Origin of the sequence: Curtobacterium sp. S6 (assembly GCF_000710345.2) — a bacterium.
In the GTDB taxonomy this organism is placed as follows: Bacteria; Actinomycetota; Actinomycetes; order Actinomycetales; family Micrococcaceae; genus Rothia.
The window spans coordinates 1-24,761 of the sequence record NZ_JHEL01000007.1 but is presented as its reverse complement, the minus strand read 5'-3'; the positions used below and the strand labels follow the sequence as shown (position 1 = coordinate 24,761).

Genomic DNA, 24,761 nt, shown 5'->3' with positions numbered 1-24,761 from the left:
GCCCTCTCATGCGATGAGCCCCTCACCTGCCGACCTGTCGCCACAGGTAACACCCACCCGAGCCTCCGTTGCGTGTAAACAACGTCATGACCCGCAACAGCTAGATCCGACCAACGACTCAGAGCGTCAGCCGCGATGCGCGATCCAATCGGCCGGTCCACACCTGGATGCTCGCCACGCCACAGAAGCTCCGTCATCAGATCAAGGACAGGAACTAGGAACAGGACTTCTTTGAGAAGATAGGCAGGTTGTGGCCAGAGGTCTTGATATCCAGCAAACCGGGCAAGCTCTTCAATCGGATGAGCGCCATAGTTGGCAGCCACTCCAAGGACGATATCGGCAGGAAAACTACCACGCGCCCGAGCAACTGAGAGATACCCAGAAGAAAGATGCGACATCTTTGCGACTTGCCGCATGGACGGGCGTTGGCCGTCGACAAGCTCTTCCAGCCAGTCATCGAACGCGGCCGCTGAAATGCTCACAGCCGCCCCCTACCGCTCAATACGCAGATTTCCAGCCCTGCCGGACACCTAACAACGTTCTGGTCATCGAGCTTCTACTGTATACGGCTCATCCCAAGTACCCGCCCGTACCTCTCACGAATCGTGACGAGTGACATCCGAACGACACGCACAAGCCCCTCTCGCTACTGATGTACAACTCATGTATATTGAACACATGCGCAAGCCACCGACACGCCAGAAGCCAGGGGAGTTTATTGGGTTCAACCTCCAGATGCACCCTGATCTGCAACGTGCCGCAAAAGCGAAGGCACACGCTCTTGGTGTCACCAAATCCGCGTACCTCGCAGAACTGGTGGCCCGCGATACTGGTCATTCAGACCGTGAGCTACCGATTAAAGACTTAGACCAACGAACAACTTAAAAAGACGGTGGCCCCCCCAGAGGAGGGCCACCAAAGCCTTTGAATCCCGTCCCTGACGCCAATCACGCCGGGATTCAACCGATCAGTAAGGAACCGATCTATGTTGCAACTTCTCCAGCCAAGGAGGAAGTTCTGTGTCTAGTGTAGCAACTTCCCCCGCAACCGCCACCACAAATGGTGTCTCTTTCGGCACGCGAGCCAAACGCTCCCCGGAAACCCTTACCCGGTCCCGCAGAGCCAAAGCGGCCTACGCTCACCGCCCCGCAGGCGCCCCCAAAAAATGGGACCGCTCCCCCGCCGCCATCCGCTCCGTTACCCCCACCGGGTACCGCCCCGCACGCAACGGCGGCAAATGGCTCGGACACATCAAAGACAACACCCGCATCAGCCGCATGTACCGACACCGCTACGAGAAGACCATGCACCTAGCGCGTGTCATGCAACACGAGCACCAGCGCAGCACCTCCACTCTGTGTATGAGCCACCAAAACCTGGCCCGTCTCACTGGATACAGCCGCGACTTCGTCAAACGCACGATCCGACTGTTCAAGGACGAACACCTCATCGCACTGGTCGCCTCCGGGCGCTCACCCCACAAAGACTCCGATGGCAATCAGGTTGACGCCTTGGCCCCTGTCTATGTCTTCCTCACGCCCCTTCCCCAGAACACCGGAGATTCCGGGACTGTGGATGAAATTGCACCCCCCTCAAGCTTTAGCTTGAGTATTAAATCCTTTAAGCGTCCCTGGGATAAACTCACCACCGCAGAACGCTGCCAGCGAGTCTTCGCGAACCGCGCCAAGGATCCAAAAACCCAATGGTGGCCCAAACACGCACCCGCACCGGCACCTGAGACCACAGACCACCGAGAACTGACAGAGGTCACGCATCGGATGACACTGACTATCCAGCGCGAGGCGCTGGAACTGCGGAAAATGACCATGAAGTCGTTGGCAGCCATGCTCAAACCGTTTTTTGATGCGCACTGGACCGTTGCTGACGTGCTCATCGCACTCGAACAACGCCCCGACGGAACCATATGGGAAACCAATGGAGCCGTAGGTATGCGCTCCATCCGGGCCTGGATTCGCACCCGGTTGAACTCCTGGACCACACCCGACGGCCCCATCGAACCCGCCTCGGTTCAGACACAACGCCGCTGGGAACGCCAGAAACAACAACAGCACAAAGACGCCCAAGACGCCGCCCAACGCCGCAATCGAGTCACTGCCAGCAAAACCTCCCCCAGCCGAATCAAAGCCCGCCGCCTGGCAGCCATCCTTCGCTGCGGCAGCGAGCAAGCCGCTCAACACCAGCACCCAGAGCTATGGACGTCTTGACGTCACGACACGTTGACGTCAAGACGGCTAGCAGTCTTGTTGTCAATACCGTAGAGTGACAGTATGACGTCACGACGGTTTGATGTCATGCTGTCAGAAGGAGAATAAATGAAAATCGCCTTGTTGAACTCAAAAGGTGGATGTGCCAAAACGACATCGGCTGTCTTTCTGGCGCAAGTGGCGCACAACCGAGGGTTAGACGCCGAGATTTGGGACATGGACCCGCAAGCATCCGCTACTCAATGGGCAACGGTCGCCGATCTTCCGTATCCGGTGGCCCCGGCCAACATCGCCTCTTTGAAAAAACCAGTGGGGGAGAAGGTCATATTCATCGACACCCCACCCGGCAACCCTCAGGTAATCACTGAGGCTGCACGCGCCTCAGACCTTGCGGTCATCCCCACAAACGCTTCCCTGTCGGATATGGACCGGACCTGGGCAACTATTGATGCTCTCAAAAACGAAGTGCCGGTTGCGGTATTGGTGACCGCGGCTGAGACCAACACGCGCGTCTACCAGGGACTGGTAGAAGCTCTAGAAGGTGCTGGGGTCGCTCTATTGCCCCCAGTGCGCAAGCGCGCGATGTTCAGAGAAGCCTTCGGGGAACGGCCGACGAAGTTCTGGGGCTATGACTCAGTGTTCACTGAGATTCAAGACGCATTGGAGGATTGATGAGCAACTTCAGGGACAAAATCGCAGCACAACGGGCGAGCAGGCCGGAAGTGTCAAAGATCGAAGACACCTTTCAGCAAGCAAGAGACGACCGGGCAAGGTTTACGCTCAGGCTCCCCACTGAGACATATGAGGAGCTTCAACGGATCGCCTTGGAGAACAAGACGAAAGTCAATCCGATCTTGATGGCGGCCGCGGAGAAAATTGTACGTGACTACAAGCAGTCAGGACGTCTAGACGTCTAGACGTCAGATGAATTGCGAAGGAGGGAACTACCCATGAATGAGATCCCATTGACGATCATCGGAAACCTGACCAAGGACCCCGAGCTGCGCTACAAGCCTGGCGGGGGAGAGGCGGTGCTTCGCTTCACGATCGCCTCCACACCCCGTTACTACAGCAAAGCTGAACGCGACTACGTGGACGCGGAGACCACCTTCATGCCTGCCTTCTTGAACTCGAGAGGCAGTGAAAACGCCAACAGCTACCTTGAACGTCTCGCCGAAACGTTCAAACGCGGCGATCACGTGATCGCCGTCGGAGACCTGATCACCAGGAAGAAGGACGTCGACGGGCAAGCCCAGCGGTGGAACGAGCTGAAACTCCGAGAGATCGGAGCATCACCTCGATTCAGAAACATCACCATCGAACGAGAGCGCCAGGACTAGGCAGGTAAACGATGCCCCCAAACCAGCAGAGTCTTTTCCCTGAAGAGGCCAACCGGATGAGGCGGGGTCAGCCAGTTACGGTGTGGCGCCTAGTCACAACTCCCGTGCGCTGGCTTCATCGCGGAGCAAGCAAGGCCGCCCCCTGGTTAGGGATCTTGTTTTTCATCGTTCCTGGGGTCCAAAACCGTAACCGGTTGGGCTACGCCTACGCCTGGTTCGTGATGCTCTTCGTACTCGCGGCCGTCGCGGTCGCGATCGTTCAGCCAGGGCTACGCCAGTGACCACACCGATGATGGAGCATAACTCACCACCAAGGTATAAACTTGCACATGCCGGTTATGCACTGAATGGTGCACCAAAAGTCGCCAGGTATCTCGGCTCGCCGCCGACCTCTCGCGGGGCTGTGCATAATCGACCGAATGGTCCTTCATAGCCAGTCGCGTCAGCGCCACCCAGCAGGTACCATGGGAGATGCGAAGGGCAGTAGTCCTGAGAAGTAAGCCAGGCAGTCATCCGGACGGTTCGACGAGCCTGGCTCGCGTATTTAACGGGCAGGGTCAGCCAATTTTCCTGACCCTGCCATCCACAAGTGGCGCTACTCGCTGGATCCATGGGCCGCGCCTTTGGTAGCACCAAGCCACAGCATCTGCGATCCACAACAGTGGTTCCTCTGAGGCCCTGGGGAAAACGTAGCTAGGACTGTGGGAGTATTCAGCAAAGGTATTTCTTAGGACCTTCTTGTCGACGACAAGGGTGGAAGCATCCTGCTCCAGGTAGAGCCGATCAACTTCGCATCGCGCAAGATCCTTAGCCAACGCAGATAAGCATAGTGGCCTGGCTTCCTTGTCTTTCAGGCCGCCCGCTACGTATATCGAAACCTCGACGCCAAGGTCAGAGAAGCTCTTGAGTAGCTGTTTACGTCGCGAGTCCTTCTCATCCTTGAAGTGGAGGCGTTTTTGTCCCGGCAGCATAAGCCCTCGCACGGATTTACGAGTTTCGTTGACGTCATTGGAGGCCACTGCACTGGCAGCGATGTAGTACTCGTTGCTCTTGGACTCATCAACAAACACGTGGGAACGGGGAGCGTAGTTAGGCACCTGAGGATTCTACCGGTGTCGTGCTGACCATGTTGGAGGGAGTTCGATGCCTTCCGAGTCCATTAGGAATAGATCGCAAGGGGTATAACACGCATGGAAGAACCGCGCACTCTTGAATCAAGTTTCAAGTCCACGTAATACGAGGGGGCCGTCTGGCCAGGACCAGAGGTCTCATCGATCAACTCCCGTAGCTTTTTTAGGCCATCATCAAGCGCTTCCGGGGTGAGGTTGCGGAGGAGCTTGTTGTGGGAAAACGTCGGCATGTTCTGTTCGATGGGCGAGATGACCTTGCCGAGTACTGTAAAAGTGCCATCAAGAAGCCGATCCGGGTCATCTACGATAAAATGTGCCAGATCGCAGATCGTTATCAGTGTGAGCTCGGGCTCAGTAGCAACACGCCCGTAGTACTCGCGCGTGGTTTCCTGCCGGGTGTCGGCCTTGATAGCGTTTGTAATCGCTCTGGCAAGTTCTCCCTTCGCTTGGGCTTCGATGTCCATTTTTTCAGCGTGCTTCACTCGAGCCTCATGACCTCCTTCTTCAGGGAAGCGGAGGAGGTAGTCACGCTTCACAGTAAAACGCGTGATGGTTTCGACGAGTTCCGGGGAAATAACATCTAAGGCGAGCGTGAGCTCGGCTGGGTCGAATGTGGCTGTGTACTCGACAAATGCGCCTGGTTGTACCGCTTCTGCCTGTTCTCTGGAGTCCAGAGATATCAGCTGATTCTTGTCCCTAAGGGACTGTCGGACGAGATGCAGATTGTATGCCTGGGAGTATACGAACTGCTGACGGGAAGCCGTTCCGGTGGTCTGAGTCCAGTTCGACGATAAGCCTGCTTTGGCCTCCGCGTTGATCTTGAAGCCGCCTAAGAGCGACAGATTGGCCCTTCCCTCGCCCTTACCTGAGGCGGATCCATCGGCTGCTGTGTCGTTGCCATCCTCAGAAGCAAGCTCGCGCGATCCCTCCGTCAGCAGTGGGTGTTGCATGATCTGCTGGAGTATCCCGGCAACCTGGTCAGAGTTTTGGTAGATCGTTGCGATCGGGATGTTGGGAACCTCAGTTGAGGATGCACTAGTAGCCATGATCAGATCATCCAGCATTGGTCCGATAGGCGGCAAGAAAAATGCGTTCTGGTGAAGCGACCAACAGGGCTGCAGGCGTGGTGTCAAGCCCGTTTGGCGGTCCCTCACTGGGACACCTCCTGGGCGTCCAGCTCAGGTTGAGTGATCGCTAGTTTCCGCGGTTGTTTGATTCCCAGTAGACCCGCCCGCAAAAAGGCCCGGTGAAGGTGGCCCAACCGGTACAGTTGTTGACATGCTGATCGGATACGCGCGAGTCTCGACGACTGAACAGGACCTCACTGCCCAAAAAGACGGCTTGGTCCGACTCGGTGTTGCTGAACCGGATATCTATGTCGATCATGGCCTCACGGGCACCAATAGGTCCCGCCCAGGGCTGAGGGAAGCGATGGCTGCTGCACGTGCTGGAGACACGTTGGTGGTGACGAAACTGGACCGGCTGGCCAGGTCCTTGCCGGATGCCCGCGATCTCGCGGCCGAGCTGACGAGTAAAGGTGTGACGCTGGATATCGGCGGCAGTGTCTATGACCCGGAGGACCCGATCGGCAGGCTGCTGTTCAACGTGCTCGGCATGGTTGCCGAGTTCGAAGCTGACCTGATTCGTCTGCGTACGCGCGAAGGCATGGCAGTAGCCAAAGCCAAAGGCCGTCTACGAGGTAAGAAGCCGAAGCTGTCCGTGTCACAGGAGAAGCACTTGGTCTCGCTGTATCGGGGCGGTGAGCATACGACCGCGGAGATTGCGGAGTTGTTCGGGGTGGCCCGATCCACGGTCTATCGAGCCATCCAGCGAGCTGGTTCATAGCCGCTGGAGTCAGCGCTAGAAGAAGCGGGATTGACTTCCTCCTCCCCGTGAACGGGGAGGAGGAAGTCAAAATGCCGACCAAGCGGTCATCTATAGACGGTTATCTCCCACCTCAGGAGTGGGTGGTCTTTGTCTTGATGCATCCCATGTATTTTGCGTAGTTGCTGACAGGGATGTCGCACCCCTTGGAGGTCCGCTTGTAAGTCTTGGTAGTCGTGCACTGCTTGACGCCACTGATGGTGGGGCATGACTTCTGCGTATTGATCAACTTCCACTCTGCCGCGTCAGCTGGCCCCGTGAGAGCCAATGACGAAACGGCCAGTGCAGAAGCGATGGCGAAAGTCTTGATTGAACGACGGAACATGAGTAGATCCTCTCCACATCTCTTGTGACAGTGCTACATGCCATACGCTGGCATGTTTTTAGATCACATCGCCAGTCAATGCATGTTTTATGAACCTACTAATTGGGGGGGGCAAGCTTTGTCGTGGATGGTGATCACATAGCCATCCGGGTCGCTGAAGCTGAATGTGCGTCCGAAAGGCCCATCGAACGGTGGCGCTACGATCTTGACGCCTGCCTCCGCCAGTGTGTCGTGGACGTCTTGGGAGTCTTCGGCGTGAAGCCAAAGAGCCACGACCGGACAGAGGAAGGCAGCGGTGATTGCCGCGGTCAACTCGGGCATGTCGATGACCGAAGCGGGCAAGCTGCACGGTGTCTCCCGGTGGACGGTGCAACGGGCGATGCAGGAAGAGGGTTCCAGCCCCGACGACACCAGTAATAATATTCAACCCCCTGTTGCAGTCGGATTCTAGCCCAGGTAGAATAGTGTCATGACGAGGCAGCAAGAGATTTTGAAGAAGCTCCGCAAAGCGGCCAGAGCGGCCGGGTACACCTTCGAGTTCTCGCGCTCCGGCGGTAACCACGATATTTACGATCTGGACGGAGTGATGATCGTCGTTCCTCGTCATCGAGACATCAACGAGCTGACAACGGTCAGCATCTATAAGGCCGCGGAGACCAAGCTAGGAGAGAAGTGGTGGAAATGACGACCTACGCAGTAACCGCTCAGCGTTCAGGGCGGTATTGGCACCTGGAAGTAGATGGACTGTCTCAGGGCACTCAGGCCCGGAACCTGACCGAAGCCGAGACGATGGTCAAGGAATTGATCTCGATCCTGACCGGACAAGACCTGGATCAGGTGCGAGTAGAAATTACTGTCCGGGTCCCGGAACAGATCCGTGAAATTCAGGAAGAGGCCAGCAAGTACCGCGCCGAAGCGGAACACGCATCTACGTTGGCCGCGGCAAAGTCGCGGGAAGCTGCTCGACTGATGCGCGAGCAGGGAATGACACTCAAAGACATCGGCCAGGTCCTACACGTATCGCATCAACGCGCCGGACAACTGGTCGCCAGCTAATCAGCGCGCCTGGCGGAGGTTGGCTATATGCCGCTGGGTACCCAGCAGCTGCCCGAAAAACACGACAGGCTGGACGAGGCCCGGTTCACGATCGCTGATCGGCAACGCCGAACCATTGATCGGCTTGCCAGGCACCTACCCAAAAAGTATTCAACCTCTATCGAGACAGCCAGGGGCACGCGGTCAACGGTGGCCTGCACACGACGTAGCTGGCCATGGGCCTGGTGCAAAAACGACCGTTTGAAGGACCGTGCTCATCGATTACGTACCGATCTGTGTGATCTGCGCACCCAGAGAAGTCAACACGTCAGGTTGGGCGGTGTAGTGCGCCCACCGTCCCCGTTGTTCCCGGGTGACGAGTCCAGCATCGGTGAGCTTCTTGAGGTGATGGCTCAGGGTGGGTTGGCTGATGCCGAGCCTTCCGGGCAAGTGGCAGCTGCACACGGTGCCTGCGGGTGTGGAGGCAAGATAGGCCAGCACGCGGACACGGATCGGATCTGCCAAGGTTTTCAACATGACGGAGAGCTGTGTTGCCTCGTCTTCGGGCATAAGGTCGACCGATATTGCAGGTTCGCACGCATCTGGGGTCATCTGGTCTGTCATGACCCCAGACTATGCCTCACATTGACAGGCTTCTATAAGTTGACCACAGTGACATATAGATACATGTCAATAGGAAGGTGCTGCGGTGAGCAACACGACTGGCCCCGTCGCGGCGCGGCTGTCCACTCTCGATCGTTTCCTGCCGGTGTGGATTATCACGGCCATGCTCGGCGGTTTAGTGCTCGGCAAGGTGGTGCCAGGCCTTAATGAAGCGCTGAGCACCGTCCAGGTGCAGGGAGTTTCGCTGCCCATCGCACTCGGGCTGCTCGTAATGATCTACCCGGTGCTCGCGAAGGTGCGATACGACCGGCTAGATGCGGTGACCGGCGACAAACGGATGCTCGCAGCCTCGCTGGTACTGAACTGGATTGGCGGACCGGCGCTCATGTTCGCTCTCGCGTGGCTATTCCTGCACGACCTGCCGACCTATCGCACCGGCTTGATCATCGTCGGGCTTGCCCGATGCATCGCGATGGTGATCATCTGGAACGATCTGGCCTGCGGTGACCGTGAAACCGCCGCCGTGCTCGTGGCGCTCAACTCGATCTTCCAGATCATCGCGTTCGCTGCACTCGGCTGGTTCTATTTGTCGGTGTTACCTGGATGGCTCGGCCTCGAACAAACTCACCTCGAGGTGTCTGCGTGGAAGATCGGTGCCTCGGTGCTGGTGTTCCTTGGCATCCCACTGCTGGCCGGGTTCCTCTCGCGCCGTATCGGGGAAAAACGGTGGGGCCGTGAAGCCTATGAGGGTTCGTTCCTGCCCAAGATCGGGCCGTGGGCACTATATGGCCTGCTGTTCACCATCGTCGTGCTGTTCGCGTTACAGGGCGATCAGATCACTTCCCATCCCCTCGATGTTGCCCGCATCGCGCTGCCACTGCTGGCTTACTTTGCGCTGATGTGGGGCGGGGGTTATCTGCTTGGGCGTGGCTTGGGCATGAGCTACGAACGCACCACGACCCTTGCGTTCACCGCTGCTGGAAATAACTTCGAGCTGGCTATCGCCGTGGCCATCGCCACGTTCGGTGTCACCAGCGGCCAAGCCCTGGCCGGGGTTGTTGGTCCACTTATCGAGGTACCGGCTCTTGTGGGTCTTGTCTACATCAGCCTCGCTCTACGCGGGCGTTTCACCCATCGGAGGACCACCGTATGAGCTGCTCGCGGTCGGGTTTTTGCGTCGGCCGGGGAACAGGTCCGTGATACCGGCCCCTTGGGTGCCGCGCTGTGCAACGTTCAGGTGCGTCATTAACCGGTAAACTCGCCTAGTCTCACTGCAGTTAGGATGCAGCGCCAGTTCCAATACGAGCTACCGGGGTATGGTTGCCCTGTTAATCATGAAAGATAGCAGTCATTTCTTTATGGAATCCGTGAGGGGAGAATCATGAACCATCTCGCAACTCAGTCGGACAACCCGCCCCAAGAACCGAAAGGCGGCTCGGATCCCCGTCTGACTGTAGACCTGTTGGTAATAGGTTTCGGTAAGGCCGGCAAGACCCTTGCCATGAAACGAGCCGCTGCCGGGGATCGTGTTGTCTTGGTCGAGAAAGACCCGTCCATGTATGGCGGGACCTGTATCAATATCGGGTGCGTACCTACTAAGACGTTGTTGACCTCGGCACACCGGTATCGTCAACATCAGCCATCACGAGGCTCCAGCCAGTCAGCAGTGACTGACTCGCATAAGATCCGCGAGGATGACGAGGCATTTGCTGCAGCTCGAGAACACCGCAATGCCTTTATTGCCCAGCTCAATACTGCCAACTTAAACATGGCACAGGGAAAGGGTGTGACCGTCATCGATGGACAGGCTCGGTTTCTCGACAGTCACACTGTCGACATCACCGGCGGCCCCGATCGTCTGACTGTCACCGGTAAGACCGTGGTCATCAATACCGGATCCGTGCCGGTGAAACCTCGCATCCACGGGTTGGATGATCCTGACGTCGGTGCCCGTGTTCACGATTCCACAGCCATCCAGCAGGTTGATCCTCGTCCGAGATCGCTAGCGATCCTCGGTGGCGGACCGATCGGGTTGGAATTCGCGACGATGTTCGCGCAGTTCGGCACCCAGGTAACGGTAATTGATGGGGCAAAGACCTTCCTGGGTCGATACGACCGAGACATTGCCCAAGCAGCCTACAAGCAGCTCACACAGCTCGGGGTCACCATACTTTCCGGGACCCGGGCCGAGACCGTCGAGACTGAGGCCAATGATCTCCGGATCAGGGTGGAGGGACCGGACGGAAGCCTCACGGTCACCTCCGAACGTTTGTTGGTTGCCACTGGGCGCCGTCCGGCAACCGAAGGTCTCGGACTAAAGGAAGCTGGTATAGAGCTAACGGAACGAGGAGCTGTTGTCGTCGATGAGCATCGACGCAGTTCTGTCGAGGGCGTCTATGCTGCTGGCGATGTCAATGGCGGTCCGCAGTTCACCTATGTCTCCTATGACGACCACCGGATCATCCTCGCCGATCGGTGGGGTGAGGGTGGGTACAGCGCTTCCGATCGCATCATTCCGGCAACGGTTTTTTTGGATCCTCCATTGTCTACCGTTGGCATGGGCGAAGAGGAAGCCCGCAGACATACCGACGAGCTCGGCCATACCCTGGAGATCAAAGCTTCTGATATTGCTGATGTAGCTATCATGCCGCGTCCTAAGATTCTGGGGCAGTCTGAGGGGCGTGCGAAGTTCTTGGTCGATCAAAACGAGGATCGTATTCTCGGCGCTAGTCTTTTCTGCGTTGATTCTCAGGAGCTGATCAACCTGGTCGCATTAGCGATGAGTCAAGGAATTCCCGCCTCGGGGGTGGGAGCTGGTATTTACACGCACCCGAGCTCCTCCGAGATCTTCAACGCCCTGCTCGAGAAATGACTGCATCCACCAGTTTGTACAGGACAGACCGCTCGTTGCTCACAACGCACTGTTCGATCAAGAGGTCTTGCACTATATTGGCGCTGCAGACCGCCCAGAGACTTCTCGCTCGGTGAGCGCGACCGCCTACCGGCTGCAGGACCGCCCTCGCGGACATGCCGGACAAGCTGACAGCTAGATACCGGATCTATCCCACACCCAGCAGCCGGAAGGTGTTGCTCGTCCGCCAGGAAATCGCCCACCTCGACCGCGCCGAAACCGATCGCGAGGTCCTGCGGGGCCGAGCTACCGTCGAGCGCGGAGACCCCGAGGATCGCTGCGCGGAGCCGGGAGGCCTGGCGATCAAAGAGAAGACAACTGCTGCCGGGCACGGCCTATAGCAGTCGCGCACAGCACTTCTGAAACTGACGATCCCTCCGGCCGTTGGCGCTACCGACGGTGACCAACTCAGGCGAACTGGACGAAGTCGGGGGTGCGCTTCTCCTTGAACGCGGCGAAGGCCTCGCGTGCCTCCGCGCTGGCAAGTCTCTCGTCGAATAGCGCGGACTCCGCTTCGATCTGCGCGAGCATCGGTTCCGTAGCACGCATGAGCCGTTTGGTAGCGGTGAGTGCACCAGCAGGCTTCACGGCCAGCATCGCGGCAATCCGTTGCGCCTCGTCGTGGAGGTCCGCCTGCGGCAGGACCCTGTTCGCGACACCACCGGCGAGGGCAGCGGGGGCGTCCAGCGGTTCACCGAGTGCGAACATCGCGAAGGCTCTGGCGTGTCCGATGCGTTGATTTAGCAGCATACTCGAGGCGGCCTCGGGCACTAGGGCGAGATTGACAAACGGCGTGATGAGCTGCGCATTTTCCGACAGGATGACGTAGTCGCAGTGCAGGAGCATCGTCGTTCCGACGCCCACTGCCTTGCCCTGGACTGCGGCGATGATGGGGGTGGTGGAATCGACGAGGGCCCGGATGAAGCGCCGGACCTGCTTCTCCTCGATCGAGGCGGCCGTTGCGTCCGTCGGTTCGGCGGCGAAGTCGCCGATGTCATTGCCGGCGGTGAAGAGGTCGCCCTCGGATCGCAGGACGACGACGCGGACCGCTGAGTCCGTCTCCGCCCGCTCGAGGGCGTCGGCCAGCTCGGAGTACATGGGGTTCGTCAGGGCGTTCTTCTTCTGAGGGCGGGTGAGCGTGACGGTGAGTACGCCCTCTTGCAGGGCGACGGAGATGTCCTGTGACATGAGTTGTCTCCTTCAGGGTTTCGAGTCGAGAGTGTGGGTCAGAAGATCGTGGATTTCAGCGGTAGCGGCCTCCATCGGTGCAGTGCTCTGCTGAGCTCGGGACAAGACGACCGCGCCCTCCTCGGCTGCGATGACGAGTGCGGCAAGCCGTCGGCTTCGGTCTTCGGGAATACCGTTTTTGCGGAAGAGTTCCGTCAATGCGTCCTGCCAGCGGACGAAGATGTCTCCTGCGGACCGTGCCAGGTGCGGAGACTCGTCGTTGGTTTCCACCGCAACCGCGACGATCGGGCACCCTGATCGGAAATCGCTGTCGACGAGTCGATCGCGCCACAGCGCAAAGAACGCATCGATGGCCTCCACCGGGTCGTCGGCCTGCAGCGTCTCCTCGATCAGCGTCGTCATTCGATCGCTGGCAGTGCTGATGGCTTCTTCGATCAGCTGGATCCGCCCGCGCGGAAAATGGTGGTAGACCGAACCGCGCGGTGCGCCGCTGTGTGACAGCACCTTGTCGATGGTCGTCGAACTGGCGCCGTTCTGCCGCAGCAGGGCCATGGCGCTGTCGACCATCTGTGCGCGACTGTCGCTCCTCCGCGGACTCACACGCACATCCCTCGCCCGTGCCGACCGGCACCATGTCCACCGGCTCTTTGCCGCAGTTTTTCCATCGCCAGACCTCCTTCGCGGTTTGCGTCACATCCATTATGAACTATGTTAGACACCATATAACGAAGCTGAATGCTCGTGTTGCCGAACGCTTGTGAGGAGACGACCACCGTGTCATCCGACCTGAGGATGAATGTCTTCACCGATCCTGCTCCGCCGATCACTGGGGAACGCCCGCGCTCGTTCGGTCCGCCCCGGCATGGAACCCGATGACATCGACCCCGATCTTCGGTGCCACGGACGCTGTCCTCGTCGACATCCTCGCCGTTGCTGCTGAGGCGGAAGCGCTGGCTGACTGGGTGGCACTGCATCAGCGTAACCTCACCACGGTTGGGGAGGGTGGCTGGGTGCCGTGCTTCATGGGGTATCGGTCACCAGGAGGAGGAGCCTCAGGCGTGAGTTGTCGACGTCTTGCCAGACCGTTTGAGTTACTGGGATCGGGCTGCCGTGGGTGTGGGGGCGTAGGTTGAAGCTGAGTTGCCGGTGCGGCCAGTTGATTTCATGTTCTGCCCACGTGCGTGCGAACAGGTCGTTTGTGGCGAGTAGCCGCTCGATGACAGGGCCAGGCAGTTCAGAGGAGGGGGAAGCGGTTTGTTCGGCCCTCAGGATGCCGATGACGGTGCGTTGCATGGTTTCGAGATCGCAGAAGCGGGCCTGAAAGGTGGTGTGTTCGAACAACAGTCGGGCATAGTTGCGCCGATCTTCCGGGATCTCGTTGAAGTCGATCAGGAGCTGGGTTGCGGGGGCATTCCAGTCGACCACGGCGGTTTCCGGGCCGATCAGGATCGCAGCGACGCCTGTTATGCCTTGCAACAACTGTGTGACTGTAGAGCTGGTCTGGGTGCAAGGGTCCGTTTCCCCGGGCTCGGCGAACCGGGCGAGGAGTTGTTGTGCGTAACGCTGCTGATCAGCATCGAGATCCAAGGCGCGAGCGATGGCATCCAGAGTCTGAGTGCTGGGTGCTAGACGGGCTTGTTCGATGCGTGTGTAGTAGTCGGGGCTGATGAAGGCTCGTTTAGCCACTTCGGAGCGCCGTAGCCCTGGAACTTGTCGATGCCCTGATCCGGTGGTGGGTTGGGCTGTCTCTGCCCGACGGATCCGGAGGAACTCACCGAGCTGTCTCAAAAACGGGTCACGTTGGGCCATGACATCGACCTTAGGCCCTCTGGGTGGGGGAAGAATTTCTCCCCTGCCGGTGTCGTGGCGATCGAGGGATGGTGGAGTCATGAATAACGCAGATCGTATTGATGTCCATACCCACGTCATTCCGCCTTTCTGGGGTGAGGCTCTACCGCAGCACGGGGGCGACCCGTCGGGATGGAACCTCCCGTCCTGGTCCCCGGAGTCGGCGTTGCGGTTCATGGACGCCAACGGGATCCACAAATCGGTGCTGTCGTTGACCGCACCGGGTGTGGCTGGATGGGACGGTACGCACCGTGTCGATATGGCACGAAGAGTCAACGAGTACGTCGCGGAGCTGGCAGCCGGTCCGGAAGACAGGTTCGGCCACTTCGCTGTTCTGCCGTTACCTGATGTTGAAGGCGCCGTTGCTGAGGCCGAGTATGCCCTGGACGAGATGAAAGCCGATGGTCTCGTGCTTCTGTCGAACTACGAGGGCAAATACCTGGGGGATCCTTCGTTCGAGTCGCTGTGGGCAGCTTTGAATGAGCGCTCAGCGGTGGTTTTCGTGCATCCGGCGCACCCGATCATGAACAACCTTCAGGGTGTTCCGGGACCTGTGGTCGACTATCCGTTCGATACCACTCGTAGCGCGGTCGACATGGCGGTCCACGGCATCCTTGAGCGCTACCCCAAGGTGCGTATCATCCTCTCGCACGCGGGTGGGTTTGTGCCTTACGCGGCAATGCGTTTCGCGCAATTGTTGCCGGGTCTGTACCCAGAAGGTCCCGACGCCGAATCTCTGATCGCGACGTTGCAGAAGTTCTACTGGGATACTGCTTTGTCCTCGGGGCCTTACGCGCTGCGGACTCTGCTTCGGTTTGCAGGCCCTGACAAGATCCTCTTCGGCAGTGATTACCCCTATGCTCCCGAGCCGATCGCGGCCGAATTCACGCGCCTGCTTGATGAGCAGAGCGATCTGAGCGCTGAGCAGTTGGTCGCTATCAATCACGGAAACGCGGCGAAGCTCTTCAACTGACACGATGGAGGGTGTGAAGGGCCCGTCACCGTTGGTTCTCGGGTCCTTCACTGGTGTAGGGAAATCCACTCCGATAACGTGCCCTCAGCGGCATCTTAATCCATCGATCGCGATCAGTTGCAGATGCCGGTTCTTGAGGCCTCGACTCAGGTTCTCCTCGGCCCCGTGGCCGCTCGGGGACGTCCGCACCGAATCAGTGGATCGCGTAGCCATAGTGGTCCATTCCTGTACACAAGCGCGAGCCGCATACCCACGCTTCAGGGGAGGTGGCCTGAATGACGCCAGGACCTTCCCACTATGACACAGTTCCTCGCGGAGACCACGGACGGGGGCGGGGCGTTGCGCCCCGCCCCCGCAGTCCGAGGCGCGGCGCTCAGCTCTCCGGTTCGGCCATGATGTACTCGTCCCGGAGTCGTTCATCGCGGAAGAAGTCCTCCAGGCATTCGACGACACCGTCGGCGATCCTCGTCTGGGCCGACAGCGTGGCTCCCGAGATGTGCGGAGTCATCGCCTCGTTCGGCATGCGCCGCCACGGGTGCTCGACCGGGGCCGGTTGCGGATACCACACATCGCCCGCGTAACCGGCGATCTGCCCGGATTCCAGGACCTTGATGAGGTCGTCGCGCACCATGATTTCCGCGCGGGCCGTATTGACGATGTATGACCCCCGGCGCATGGAATTCATCAGCTCTTCGTCAAACAGGTGCCTGGTCTCGTCCGTCAGCGGAGAGTGGATCGAGACCACGTCAACGTTCCTGACGAGTTCCTCGGTCGACTCGTAATAGGTCAGGCCGAGCTCCTGCTCCAGCTCTTCGGACAAGCGATGCCTCTTGAAGTAGCTCAGGTGGACGCCGAAGGGCTTCAGCCGCCGGGCGAGAGCCAGCCCGATGCGGCCCGCGGCGATGATTCCGACGTCCATTCCCTCGAGATCGTAGGCCCGTTTGACACAGTCGGCGATGTTCCAGCCGCCGTTCACCGCGTACTGGTGGGACGGCACGAAATTGCGGACCAGGTCGAGAATCTGCATCACGGCGTGTTCGGCCACGGAGACGGAATTCGAGTAAGTGATCTCGGCGACCGTGATTCCCGCATTCGCGGCGGCATCGGTGTCCACGTGGTCGGAGCCGATGCCCGCGGTGAGAACCAGCTTGAGGTTCTTTGCCTTGCGGATTCGTTCTTCGGGCAGATACGCAGGCCAGAACGGTTGCGAAATCACGACGTCGGCGTCCGGCAGGTGCTTTTCGAACTCGGAGTCCTTCCCCTCCTTGTCCGATGTCACGACGAACTCATGGCCCTGGGATTCGAGGAATTCCCGCAGGCCGAGTTCTCCGGAGACCGAACCGAGCAACGAACCCGGTTCGAACCACTGTTTCGAGGGCGAGGGAAGCGTCTGATCGCTGTCCGGATAGGTCTCGGGCAGTTCGGGCAGACCATCTCTCGCGTACTCCGGCGGATAACCGGTCACGGGGTCGGGATACAGCACGCACAGAACCTTGGACAACATGACTCCTCACTGAAGGTCGGCAACGCTCCGGAAAGGGCGGCCCCCTGGCCGTCGATTCCCACCCGAAGCCCGGTTGAACCAACCATCCTCTTCTCGGGACGGTGCGTCTACCGCTTGACCCGAAAGAGATGATGAAACCTCCGGCCGTGGTCAGCCGAGAATGTTCCCCACGTTGCGGGAAACTCGAGGCAAGCTGGGCCAGGCCAAGATCAGCGCATTAGCTTCCGACGAGCAACTTGCAGCGAAGTTGTGGGAGGTCTCCGAAGAAGCGACCGTAGTCCGCTACGGCTGGTAGCCTCCCCATGCTTGATGAGCTAACGACTAGCTTGCAGAGCGTGAACGGGTCAGGCTGTAGCCGTAGGGCTGAAGGCCTGTTTCGGTGATGTCCCCCGGCAAGTGATTCGCTCGAGTATTGCTACGCAGAGACGAAGGTTGGTGAAGGGGACAAGGATGCAACCGGTGTGCCACCGGGGGGGCGACAGCCACAATACCTACACCGTACTGATCACCGGTGCAGGATGGACCGATTCCGCACACTCACGCCGTGTGCATTCCAACGTTGATCACGCGCCCTTGGCTGTCCCGGTAGAAGAACCGCGTGACTCCCCACGGCTCATCGGCCAATGGATGAACGATCTCCACCCCGGCAGCCTCGACACGCTTGAAAGCCTCACGCACGTCATCGACGAACACCGAAACGTCGGGGTTGACCGGCGCTGTGGCATCGGCGGTCATCAGACTGAGCTGATGCCCAGCATCGTCGCCAAGGGTGACGATCCATCCGTGATCCATCAGAACCTCAAGGCCCAACATGCTCCGATGCTCTTCCACAGCTCGGGCAATATCTGTGACCGTCAGGTTCGGGACGACTCGTTCAACTCTCATAGACCCACCTTGCTACACGATGGAGTTGGGTCTCTCACCTGCGCGCGTCCAGGCCGCGAGCTCGTTACCGCCCGGCTCGCGGAAGTGGAATCGGCGACCACCGGGGAAATCGAACGGTGGGACGGTGATGACACCATGAGCAGCTTCGACGGCTGACATGGTTGCATCAAGGTCGTCGACCTCGATGATCGTCAAGGGTCTTGGGGGTGCTTCGGCGGTGTCTTCCTGGAAGCCAAGTGTCTGTTCGTTGTCGAGCTGAACGTCTGTGTAGTGCGGCCCGTAAGCCAGGTGCTCCCAGCCGAAGGCGGCGCGAAAGAATTCCGCCGATGAGTGGGCGTCTGATGACGGGAACTCCACCATCGTCAATCGGTTCATGGCTTCGATTCTAGGGCGATGAGCCTGGATGCTCCAGGGTGGGGCATAAACGACCGATGTTGCACCAAGAACGCCCAAGCTGAGCAGCCTGTAGACGCCACGCCCACCGTGGAAGGGAAGAACATGGATACCCGAGACATACTCCTTATGCTCATGCGCGGCACCTTGGTTAGCTTCGCCCTCGTGGCAGCGGAGTTTATTCTTTGGTGGGATATGCCCCATCCCATCACCTTCGGTTCTTCTGCAAGCGGCGAAGCGGTTCTCGCGCAAGATCGCGGGCCGGTCATTTTCCCCCAAATATGCATCCTCTGCGTGTTCCTTGTGCTCTGCATTCTCGGCTTCATCTACTGGAGGTTAAGGAGCGATCCTGACCCGGTAGTTGACGCGGATGATGCTTGGGCTCAGACCATGAACAGTCCCGAGGTGGAAGCGATGGCCAGGAAGCTCGCCGAACAACGCGGGTACACCGAGTACTTGGAGTGAAGCTCATGAAGCGATTTGGGTACATGAGCCTAGCGAGCTTTCCGATACGTTTATTCCCTGGGCTTGCCGTACTCGACAAGAAAGGATGACCCATGAACTTCCTGAAGAACGCAGATCACGATCTCCACAGGCAGCGGAGTGCACGGCTCATCTCTGCCGCCGGTGCCACCTTCTCTACCGTGGGCGGCATCGGATTGGCTCTGGTATTCCGCGCCATCCTCCAAGAGGTGTTCGGCCTCGTCGAAAATATGAACTGGTTCGTCCGATTCTGGCTCAGTCTGTACCTTGACGTCGGAGTAGGGGTGTTGATCATTTATCTCTTCGTGATGTGGCTAAAATTTATGCTCAAGCTCAAGGCTCAATCCCATCGCGATCAGCAATAAGGAGGACCGATGTTGCACCTTAGTGTGTCAACGAAAGGAGGGCATAATGGCTGACGGCAATGTGTATCCGCCCTCGTATTTGGCGGAATGGTTGCGAGAGTATAACTCTGGACAAAAATGGGTGCAGGGCTTGAGCGGAGTTTCCACGGCTCAAATTGTGGATGTATCGAGCTGGGTGCCTTCGTACAAAAACGCGGCCACGGCGACTATTGAGCGCGCTATGCGGCCGTACTTCCAACGGCGCGACGCGATTACGGCTGAGGTTATGGCCCCATATCGAGATGTCGTCCGGGCGGCCTTGCCTTCCATCTCCGTCAAGTCGGACGTTATTGACTCGATCGTTCAAGGATTTACAACTGCCATCGCGGCCGGGAACCTCCCTCGTGATCTGGTTGCGGAAATCCACAAAGACTATGCCGGGCTATATCCGAATCTGAGCCCTTCGACGGGTGAATGGCCGAGCTGGGCCGAAGAGATGCTGTGGAAGCTCCTCATGGTCTTTTCAACCGTCATGCTGTATCACGTTCTCTTTGGCGTTATTACCGAATACCAGGCGCTTGAATGGCTGAAAGCGATCGCGACATACATTCCCCCTCCCGTTCCTTTCAAACCCGTGCTTAATACGTGGCGTTCACGCCCAAACTCTAGTCAGCCCAACATCGAACTTAATGACGAGGATCAATGAAAGTTGGCTACGCCCGGGTCTCCACGAAGGGCCAACAGGAATCACTGGAGACCCAACGCGAGGCCCTGGAAGCCGCAGGTTGCCAGAAGGTCTTCCACGACGTCGCCAGCGGCGTAAAAGCCGACCGGCCAGGACTGACCGAGGCTATCGGCTACCTGCGCCCCGAAGACACCCTGATCGTGACCCGCATCGACCGTCTGGGCCGCTCGATGCTTGATGCCCTGAAAACACTCCTTGACCTCGATGAACGAGGCATTCGAGTCCAGGCCCAGGACGTTGGGCTGGATACCGGCACGGCCATGGGAAAATTCGTCGTCCACGTGAATCTTGCTTTGGCGCAGATGGAGCGGGAGCAAATGATCGAGCGCACTCGCGAGGGAATCGCCCACGCCCGCAAGAACGGGAGGCTCCCCGGCCCGAAGCCGAAGCTGACCGGAGATAAGAAAACTGCGGTGATTGCGGCGGTGAACTCGGGTATGTCCATGACCGAAGTGGCCAGGCTCTATGGGGTCTCGCGGTGGACGGTGCAACGAGCGATGAACAGGGACCAAGGTAAAAGCTGACACCCACACCCTTTAGTGTGCTCGCTTATTGTGCTACACTTTAGGTATGGCAATCGAGTTCAAGAACAGCGCAGACCGACACGGTATCCCGCGAGCCGATACGTTGTACGCGATGACCCACGCCGAAGCCGTTACCGAAATTGACGGTTTCGCGGGGGAGACCACGATGGTTTACGTCGGCCACCCGCACGGGCAGACCGATCGTTACCTGGAAGTTATCGCCGCGCATCGACCGCCGCGGCAGGTCGTAATCTTCCACTCGATGCCCTTGACTGACCTGTATCGTCATCTGCTCCAAGAAAGGAAGTAGTCATCATGGAACGCGATTATGAAGCTCTGGCCGATGCGGCCGAGCGCGGAGAACTCAAGCCCAAACCGAACACCACCAAGCGCGGAGCCGAGGCTACCGCCCACGCCCGCAAGCTCCTGTTGGAGGCCAGCGGGGCCGCTGACCTGGACGAACTCACCAAAATCACCCTCGGGCGGCCTACCGTCGGTAGCCCTACTGGTGTCTCGCCGGTAATCCGCGCGCGGGTACCCCAGGCGCTGAAAGACCGTGTGGGAGCTTTGGCGGCCCGAGAGCACCGGAAGGAAGCAGACATCATCCGCGAGGCCGTAGCGGCGTACGTCAGCCTCCAGGACGCCTAGAGGCGGTTGCGAGACCACCGAGGGGGCTTGGATGTCTCTGAGTAACTACCGACAGCCGCAGAACGCCACAGGGCTCAATGAAGATCCGGAGACCGTCACCGCCCAGCAGTTGCGCGCGATTACTCGACTCTCCGCAGGGCTACCCGAGGAAGTGTTTAGTCTCTACACCCTGGCGGTCGGTGCCGGGACGATCCAGCGTGTGCCGACCCTGAGCGAGTTCGCCGCCGGGCTGTTGATCGAAGGCCTGCAGAACGGTGACCCGTGCTCGGTGGCGGTCAATACCCCGATGGCCGGAACAGTCTGGAGCTTGCTGGAATATAACGGGTACAACCAAACCGCACCCCACTAGGAAAACCGTACGCACCGAAGTGATCTCCACGTCGCGCGGTGCCGTCCGGCCCTTATTGGTATTGCCACCACGCGACCCCCGACATAGAGTGTGCATAAACCGCACACACTGTGCGGGACATGCACACTGCGGGAGTAGTACTCATGAGCACCCTTCGACGAATTCTTTCGACCATCGGCGCCCTGTGCGCCCTGTATACCCTCGCCGCCATGCTGTTCGGGTCAGTCGAGCTGATGCACGCATTCGTGACCATCACAGCCATTGACCATTGGCACCCGAATTGGCCCGATCAGCCAGCAGCCGATCATCTCGGACAAAACGTTGCGGGGCTGGCCGCAGCGGTAGCGGTTCTGTGGTTCCTCTTCTTTGTGCTCGCCCCGTGGATCATCCGCTTGGCTTCCCCGGGCAGGCTGAACACGCCTGCGGCAATGAGCGGTCTCGATGACTCGATGGGGTTGGCGACCGCCGCGCTGGGGTCGATGAAGCCATATCATCCGACCCGAGCCCAATTTCATGCTGAATTGTGCGAGATGCTCCGCTCTGTCGGGGTCAGTGCCGAAGGATCGGTAGAGGCCGCCGATATGGCGATGTTGACGGCCAACACCCATGATCCGGCAGATTGGGCCGCTCCGGTGCGATCCGAAGCGTTAGAGGCCGCTGGGATCACCGGCACCTACGTTCGTGTCCACTCGCGTGAGTCCGGCCGAGCCGAGACCGCACAGTTCCTACGAGATTACGGGTACACCGCCGCGCAGATGCGAAAAGTCGGTGACGGTGGGACTGATCAGGACAGTCTGAACTTTGAGGGCATCCTGGTCTGGTACCGCACCGAGGCGCACGAGGCAGAAGACGCGCTGATCGAGCTGCTGATCATCGCTCACCAGGCCCACCGGGCGGCCATGACCGACACCGGCACTGCCCAGGAGGCGAAGGTGATGCAGCGGCATTTCCAGTCGTTGGGATACGTCTGCCGGAAATTAGCCTTACGCGGTTTTGTACCCCCGGAATTGGACGCTGAGGTGGGCCGTGATGGAACGGCCACAGCTGAGGAGCTGGAGCGCTGGGCCGTGGCCCAGGTCGTGGCCGCATGTTCACCGATGACCCGGATGCCGTTGCCCACGGTCGAGCGCATGACAGGAGATACGTGGTGATCGAGAACATTCGCACCCTGCCGGTAGAGGCTGTGGTCAGCGGGATTTCTTCAGTCTCCCAGACCGCGCGAGAGGCGGATGCAGAATTGACGTTGGCCTTGACCTACGCGCATCGGGTGATGTCTCCGCCCCTGTCGTTGCGGGTTCTCTCAACGGCCTGCGGTTTATCCCCCTCAGCAATTCGGATGCGCGTCAACGCCCCAGGTGTACTGGAGCGCCTGCAAGTCCGGTTATCCGAATCCGAGCTAGATGTTGCACCAGGCGAGGGAGCCTGAGAGCGCTTGACAGTAAATGGTTGGTTCGCATATACTATAAGTAAGGCGACGGGGACGAAACAACCCCGCCCCACCCACGAAAGGAAACAGTCATGAACGTGCCAGAAGAAGTAGATGATCGCCTCACTGATCTGGAGACCCGGCGGGCCTTGGCGGAGATGAATGCCGAGCGCTTGGAAGATATGGATGATCCGGCCTGTGCTGAAGAGCAACGACAGAAAGCCGCCCGTCTATATCGTGAGTACGTGGAGTTGGTCGAAGAGCACGGTATCGATCTCAATGAAGACAACTTCTAGCCCCAGTCGAGATGCCAGCGATGGCAGAGCATGAAGGGACCCCTTGCCGGACCCGCCGGAGGTGGCGGGGAAACAATCGGCAAGGGGTCAATTATCCCGAAAGGAAATCAGGATATGCCCGAGAATACCAGCCCGGAGAGATACCTCAGCAAGAAAGAACTCCTAGAGTTTTGCGGGATCACCGACACCACTTTGGCCCGCCGGGGTGAGCCTGCCCCAGATGTCATCCTCGGGGATATCCGGGGATGGACGCGGGCCACCGCGCAGGAACACAAGGACTATTGGGCCACGCGCGGGCCAGGGCGGCCGCGCAAGAAGACCCGCTGAACTCTCGCGAGTGGCGAGAAAATACCTGGAGTTTCCGGCAATAGTTCCTTGACCTAAAATAGTTGGTTCGCATATACTATAAGTATGGCGAAGGGGACGAAACAACCCCGCCCCACCCACGAAAGGAATCAAGGATCATGACCACCGAACTTCACGATGAACTGGTCCAGGCCTTACATGCCGAGCGGGCTGTACTGGTCGAAGACGATAAGGGTATTCGCCGCGAGATCGGCGGAGTCCCCCTGGCGTACATGTGCCAGCCGATCGCTCTGGCCGGGACCGTCGCCAAGGTCATTGCGGTTCTGCCGGAAGACTTCGGGTCCCACCGTTACGGAAAAGCCGAATGCCGGGCCTGTTCGGCGAACCTGGCGAGTGTGTGCCTGCTCTGCGCGCGGGTAGCCCGTGGGGATTGCTCGCATCTGTCCCGTGAGGCGATGTACTGCGAGCACTGCGCCTATGTTTACCCGGAGGTCGCCTCATGCGTCGACGAGTTCGAGCCGGAATTCATGAGGCATCGCGAGGAGATCGGCCAGCCGCGCGGACTGGATGAAAACGACTTCTTCCAGGTCTGGGCTGGAGATGCCGCCGAGGGCGCATCGGCGGCGACCCTGCGTTTGATCGCCGGGTATGTGCACGGTTGGAGGACTCAGGGCGGAAAGGCCTGGCCGCTACCGGAGATCGAAGACAACTAGCCACGAGCAATCGCGCGGGCCGGACGGTGATGGGCACGGCCTCCACTGTCCGGCCCGCGATCAACCGACGGAGGAAGAGTTGCATGAGCAAGAAGACCCAAGGCCCGAGAGTGTGCCTGTCGCGCAAGGAGGCGGCCGCGTACTGCGGAATCACGGTGATGGCCTTCGACAAGCGCGGGGCACCGGCCCCGGATGTCCTGGTCGGAACAGTCCGTGGTTGGGATGTCGAGACCATCAAAGAATGGGACGCACAGAAGTCTCAAAGGGGACCAGGTAGACCGCGCAAAAACACTGGGTAGCTCGGCGGATTGAGCGCGAAAAGTAGCCGTATTTTTGTGGGAAATTCCTTGACCTAAAACAGTTGGTTCGCATATACTATAAGTATGGCGACGGGGACGAAACAACCCCGCACCACCCACGAAAGGAAACAAGGATCATGTCTGCATTTGTTCACGGAAACGATCACATCAACCTACTGGTGACCTACCTAGCCACCCTCGACCGTGAATCGGTCGCCGGAATCTACACGAAGGACTGGAACGGGGAGAAGATGTTCCAGCGTCTAGATGTTGCGGGTCATGACGTTGTTTACACGCAACGGAGGCTCGGGTGGGTGTTACCTGTGGCGACAGGTCGGCAGGTGAGGGGCTCATCGCATGAGA

36 protein-coding genes and 1 pseudogene are annotated in these 24,761 nt (G+C 59.1%); 26 read left to right on the top strand and 11 right to left on the bottom strand.

The annotated features are described in order from the left end of the window. A partial coding sequence (locus tag CURSPS6_RS12750) for a hypothetical protein (protein WP_235503638.1) occupies nucleotides 1-482 on the bottom strand: 482 nt, incomplete at its 3' end. An 879-nt stretch (nucleotides 483-1,361) separates the two neighbouring features. Here CURSPS6_RS12750 and CURSPS6_RS00280 point away from each other — a divergent pair. The 4 genes from CURSPS6_RS00280 to CURSPS6_RS00265 all read left to right on the top strand — a co-directional run bounded on the left by CURSPS6_RS00280 (nucleotide 1,362) and on the right by CURSPS6_RS00265 (nucleotide 3,565). Further along, the gene (locus CURSPS6_RS00280; RefSeq protein ID WP_152977989.1) at nucleotides 1,362-2,225 is read left to right on the top strand and encodes a hypothetical protein; all 864 of its coding nucleotides are present in this window, start codon (nucleotides 1,362-1,364) and stop codon (nucleotides 2,223-2,225) included. Between the two features lie 108 nt (nucleotides 2,226-2,333). Next, entirely contained in the window at nucleotides 2,334-2,897 is a 564-nt protein-coding gene (locus tag CURSPS6_RS00275) for a ParA family protein (RefSeq protein ID WP_030013228.1), read from the top strand. After that, entirely contained in the window at nucleotides 2,897-3,142 is a 246-nt protein-coding gene (locus CURSPS6_RS00270) for a hypothetical protein (protein ID WP_030013227.1), read from the top strand. Before CURSPS6_RS00275 ends, CURSPS6_RS00270 begins: the two co-directional genes overlap by 1 nt. Before the next feature lie 33 nt (nucleotides 3,143-3,175). Next, nucleotides 3,176-3,565, top strand: a complete 390-nt coding sequence (locus CURSPS6_RS00265) for a single-stranded DNA-binding protein (protein WP_051687432.1) — start codon at nucleotides 3,176-3,178, stop codon at nucleotides 3,563-3,565. 557 nt (nucleotides 3,566-4,122) lie between these two features. Here CURSPS6_RS00265 and CURSPS6_RS00255 read toward each other — a convergent pair. Next, entirely contained in the window at nucleotides 4,123-4,662 is a 540-nt protein-coding gene (locus CURSPS6_RS00255; protein ID WP_152977988.1) for a hypothetical protein, read from the bottom strand. Nucleotides 4,663-4,724: 62 nt separating this feature from the next. Continuing rightward, nucleotides 4,725-5,741, bottom strand: a complete 1,017-nt coding sequence (locus CURSPS6_RS00250; RefSeq protein ID WP_152977987.1) for a hypothetical protein — start codon at nucleotides 5,739-5,741, stop codon at nucleotides 4,725-4,727. Nucleotides 5,742-5,973: 232 nt separating this feature from the next. Between CURSPS6_RS00250 and CURSPS6_RS00245 the strand changes: the two genes are divergently transcribed. Continuing rightward, the gene (locus tag CURSPS6_RS00245; protein WP_030013223.1) at nucleotides 5,974-6,540 is read left to right on the top strand and encodes a recombinase family protein; all 567 of its coding nucleotides are present in this window, start codon (nucleotides 5,974-5,976) and stop codon (nucleotides 6,538-6,540) included. Nucleotides 6,541-6,991: 451 nt separating this feature from the next. Here the strand turns inward: CURSPS6_RS00245 and CURSPS6_RS00235 are convergent. Next, nucleotides 6,992-7,174, bottom strand: a pseudogene (locus CURSPS6_RS00235) (VOC family protein); the annotation flags it as partial. A gap of 25 nt (nucleotides 7,175-7,199) precedes the next feature. Here CURSPS6_RS00235 and CURSPS6_RS12445 point away from each other — a divergent pair. The 3 genes from CURSPS6_RS12445 to CURSPS6_RS12440 are packed head-to-tail and all read left to right on the top strand — an operon-like array spanning nucleotide 7,200 to nucleotide 7,960. After that, nucleotides 7,200-7,355, top strand: a complete 156-nt coding sequence (locus tag CURSPS6_RS12445; protein WP_235503637.1) for a helix-turn-helix domain-containing protein — start codon at nucleotides 7,200-7,202, stop codon at nucleotides 7,353-7,355. An 18-nt stretch (nucleotides 7,356-7,373) separates the two neighbouring features. After that, on the top strand, nucleotides 7,374-7,589 hold the full coding sequence (locus CURSPS6_RS00230) for a hypothetical protein (RefSeq protein ID WP_030013220.1): 216 nt from the start codon (nucleotides 7,374-7,376) through the stop codon (nucleotides 7,587-7,589). Next, a complete protein-coding gene (locus tag CURSPS6_RS12440; RefSeq protein ID WP_152977985.1) occupies nucleotides 7,586-7,960 on the top strand; it encodes a hypothetical protein in 375 nt (124 codons plus the stop codon). The genes CURSPS6_RS00230 and CURSPS6_RS12440 overlap by 4 nt, the downstream gene beginning before the upstream one ends. Nucleotides 7,961-8,221: 261 nt before the next feature. On the opposite strand, the gene CURSPS6_RS00220 is transcribed toward CURSPS6_RS12440, so the two are convergent. Further along, nucleotides 8,222-8,563, bottom strand: a complete 342-nt coding sequence (locus CURSPS6_RS00220; RefSeq protein ID WP_030013217.1) for an ArsR/SmtB family transcription factor — start codon at nucleotides 8,561-8,563, stop codon at nucleotides 8,222-8,224. 85 nt (nucleotides 8,564-8,648) lie between these two features. On the opposite strand from CURSPS6_RS00220, the gene arsB reads away from it, so the two are divergent. The 3 genes from arsB (at nucleotide 8,649) to CURSPS6_RS00205 (ending at nucleotide 11,815) form a co-directional block, all read left to right on the top strand. Then, nucleotides 8,649-9,716 (top strand): ACR3 family arsenite efflux transporter, encoded by a 1,068-nt coding sequence (gene arsB / locus CURSPS6_RS00215; protein WP_030013216.1) that lies wholly within the window; start codon nucleotides 8,649-8,651, stop codon nucleotides 9,714-9,716. A gap of 228 nt (nucleotides 9,717-9,944) precedes the next feature. Further along, a complete protein-coding gene (locus CURSPS6_RS00210) occupies nucleotides 9,945-11,435 on the top strand; it encodes an FAD-dependent oxidoreductase (protein WP_082469853.1) in 1,491 nt (496 codons plus the stop codon). A gap of 155 nt (nucleotides 11,436-11,590) precedes the next feature. Beyond that, the gene (locus CURSPS6_RS00205; protein ID WP_030013213.1) at nucleotides 11,591-11,815 is read left to right on the top strand and encodes a hypothetical protein; all 225 of its coding nucleotides are present in this window, start codon (nucleotides 11,591-11,593) and stop codon (nucleotides 11,813-11,815) included. Nucleotides 11,816-11,882: 67 nt separating this feature from the next. Here the strand turns inward: CURSPS6_RS00205 and CURSPS6_RS00200 are convergent, their stop codons facing one another. The 3 genes from CURSPS6_RS00200 to CURSPS6_RS00190 all read right to left on the bottom strand — a co-directional run bounded on the left by CURSPS6_RS00200 (nucleotide 11,883) and on the right by CURSPS6_RS00190 (nucleotide 14,471). Further along, nucleotides 11,883-12,662 (bottom strand): enoyl-CoA hydratase-related protein, encoded by a 780-nt coding sequence (locus CURSPS6_RS00200; protein ID WP_030013212.1) that lies wholly within the window; start codon nucleotides 12,660-12,662, stop codon nucleotides 11,883-11,885. Between the two features lie 12 nt (nucleotides 12,663-12,674). Next, complete coding sequence (locus CURSPS6_RS00195; protein WP_030013210.1) at nucleotides 12,675-13,229, bottom strand: TetR/AcrR family transcriptional regulator; 555 nt, start codon at nucleotides 13,227-13,229, stop codon at nucleotides 12,675-12,677. A gap of 453 nt (nucleotides 13,230-13,682) precedes the next feature. Next, complete coding sequence (locus CURSPS6_RS00190) at nucleotides 13,683-14,471, bottom strand: helix-turn-helix domain-containing protein (RefSeq protein WP_160319756.1); 789 nt, start codon at nucleotides 14,469-14,471, stop codon at nucleotides 13,683-13,685. A gap of 79 nt (nucleotides 14,472-14,550) precedes the next feature. On the opposite strand from CURSPS6_RS00190, the gene CURSPS6_RS00185 reads away from it, so the two are divergent. After that, a complete protein-coding gene (locus CURSPS6_RS00185; protein ID WP_030013207.1) occupies nucleotides 14,551-15,483 on the top strand; it encodes an amidohydrolase family protein in 933 nt (310 codons plus the stop codon). A 373-nt stretch (nucleotides 15,484-15,856) separates the two neighbouring features. On the opposite strand, the gene CURSPS6_RS00180 is transcribed toward CURSPS6_RS00185, so the two are convergent. Then, entirely contained in the window at nucleotides 15,857-16,987 is a 1,131-nt protein-coding gene (locus tag CURSPS6_RS00180; RefSeq protein ID WP_082469852.1) for an NAD-dependent formate dehydrogenase, read from the bottom strand. 160 nt (nucleotides 16,988-17,147) lie between these two features. On the opposite strand from CURSPS6_RS00180, the gene CURSPS6_RS12870 reads away from it, so the two are divergent. Then, entirely contained in the window at nucleotides 17,148-17,282 is a 135-nt protein-coding gene (locus tag CURSPS6_RS12870) for a hypothetical protein (RefSeq protein ID WP_268750744.1), read from the top strand. A 242-nt stretch (nucleotides 17,283-17,524) separates the two neighbouring features. Here the strand turns inward: CURSPS6_RS12870 and CURSPS6_RS00175 are convergent, their stop codons facing one another. Together CURSPS6_RS00175 and CURSPS6_RS00170 are read right to left on the bottom strand one after the other, a co-directional pair. After that, the gene (locus CURSPS6_RS00175; RefSeq protein WP_030013203.1) at nucleotides 17,525-17,872 is read right to left on the bottom strand and encodes a VOC family protein; all 348 of its coding nucleotides are present in this window, start codon (nucleotides 17,870-17,872) and stop codon (nucleotides 17,525-17,527) included. A gap of 12 nt (nucleotides 17,873-17,884) precedes the next feature. Then, on the bottom strand, nucleotides 17,885-18,247 hold the full coding sequence (locus tag CURSPS6_RS00170) for a VOC family protein (RefSeq protein WP_030013202.1): 363 nt from the start codon (nucleotides 18,245-18,247) through the stop codon (nucleotides 17,885-17,887). Between the two features lie 18 nt (nucleotides 18,248-18,265). Between CURSPS6_RS00170 and CURSPS6_RS00165 the strand changes: the two genes are divergently transcribed. The 13 genes from CURSPS6_RS00165 to CURSPS6_RS12745 form a co-directional block, all read left to right on the top strand. Continuing rightward, nucleotides 18,266-18,730, top strand: coding sequence for a hypothetical protein (locus CURSPS6_RS00165; RefSeq protein WP_152977984.1), 465 nt, complete (start codon nucleotides 18,266-18,268; stop codon nucleotides 18,728-18,730). A gap of 92 nt (nucleotides 18,731-18,822) precedes the next feature. Further along, nucleotides 18,823-19,113 (top strand): hypothetical protein, encoded by a 291-nt coding sequence (locus tag CURSPS6_RS00160; RefSeq protein WP_030013200.1) that lies wholly within the window; start codon nucleotides 18,823-18,825, stop codon nucleotides 19,111-19,113. 46 nt (nucleotides 19,114-19,159) lie between these two features. Continuing rightward, nucleotides 19,160-19,798, top strand: coding sequence for a hypothetical protein (locus tag CURSPS6_RS00155; protein ID WP_030013199.1), 639 nt, complete (start codon nucleotides 19,160-19,162; stop codon nucleotides 19,796-19,798). After that, nucleotides 19,795-20,361 carry a recombinase family protein gene (locus CURSPS6_RS00150; RefSeq protein WP_030013198.1) on the top strand — a complete coding sequence of 189 codons (567 nt, stop codon included), beginning with the start codon at nucleotides 19,795-19,797 and terminating at the stop codon, nucleotides 20,359-20,361. Before CURSPS6_RS00155 ends, CURSPS6_RS00150 begins: the two co-directional genes overlap by 4 nt. Nucleotides 20,362-20,407: 46 nt before the next feature. Then, complete coding sequence (locus tag CURSPS6_RS00145) at nucleotides 20,408-20,671, top strand: hypothetical protein (protein WP_030013197.1); 264 nt, start codon at nucleotides 20,408-20,410, stop codon at nucleotides 20,669-20,671. 5 nt (nucleotides 20,672-20,676) lie between these two features. Then, complete coding sequence (locus CURSPS6_RS00140; RefSeq protein ID WP_030013195.1) at nucleotides 20,677-21,009, top strand: hypothetical protein; 333 nt, start codon at nucleotides 20,677-20,679, stop codon at nucleotides 21,007-21,009. A 31-nt stretch (nucleotides 21,010-21,040) separates the two neighbouring features. Beyond that, nucleotides 21,041-21,358: a hypothetical protein gene (locus CURSPS6_RS00135; protein ID WP_030013193.1), complete on the top strand. Its 318-nt coding sequence runs from the start codon at nucleotides 21,041-21,043 to the stop codon at nucleotides 21,356-21,358. 143 nt (nucleotides 21,359-21,501) lie between these two features. Then, a complete protein-coding gene (locus CURSPS6_RS00130; protein ID WP_030013192.1) occupies nucleotides 21,502-22,509 on the top strand; it encodes a hypothetical protein in 1,008 nt (335 codons plus the stop codon). A 367-nt stretch (nucleotides 22,510-22,876) separates the two neighbouring features. After that, nucleotides 22,877-23,080, top strand: a complete 204-nt coding sequence (locus CURSPS6_RS00120; RefSeq protein ID WP_030013191.1) for a hypothetical protein — start codon at nucleotides 22,877-22,879, stop codon at nucleotides 23,078-23,080. A 114-nt stretch (nucleotides 23,081-23,194) separates the two neighbouring features. Beyond that, the gene (locus CURSPS6_RS00115; RefSeq protein ID WP_030013190.1) at nucleotides 23,195-23,407 is read left to right on the top strand and encodes a hypothetical protein; all 213 of its coding nucleotides are present in this window, start codon (nucleotides 23,195-23,197) and stop codon (nucleotides 23,405-23,407) included. 137 nt (nucleotides 23,408-23,544) lie between these two features. After that, a complete protein-coding gene (locus CURSPS6_RS00110; RefSeq protein ID WP_030013189.1) occupies nucleotides 23,545-24,099 on the top strand; it encodes a hypothetical protein in 555 nt (184 codons plus the stop codon). An 83-nt stretch (nucleotides 24,100-24,182) separates the two neighbouring features. Further along, nucleotides 24,183-24,398 carry a hypothetical protein gene (locus CURSPS6_RS00105; protein WP_030013188.1) on the top strand — a complete coding sequence of 72 codons (216 nt, stop codon included), beginning with the start codon at nucleotides 24,183-24,185 and terminating at the stop codon, nucleotides 24,396-24,398. A gap of 137 nt (nucleotides 24,399-24,535) precedes the next feature. Further along, nucleotides 24,536-24,761 (top strand): hypothetical protein (locus tag CURSPS6_RS12745; protein ID WP_035809849.1); only part of this gene is annotated, 226 nt, incomplete at its 3' end.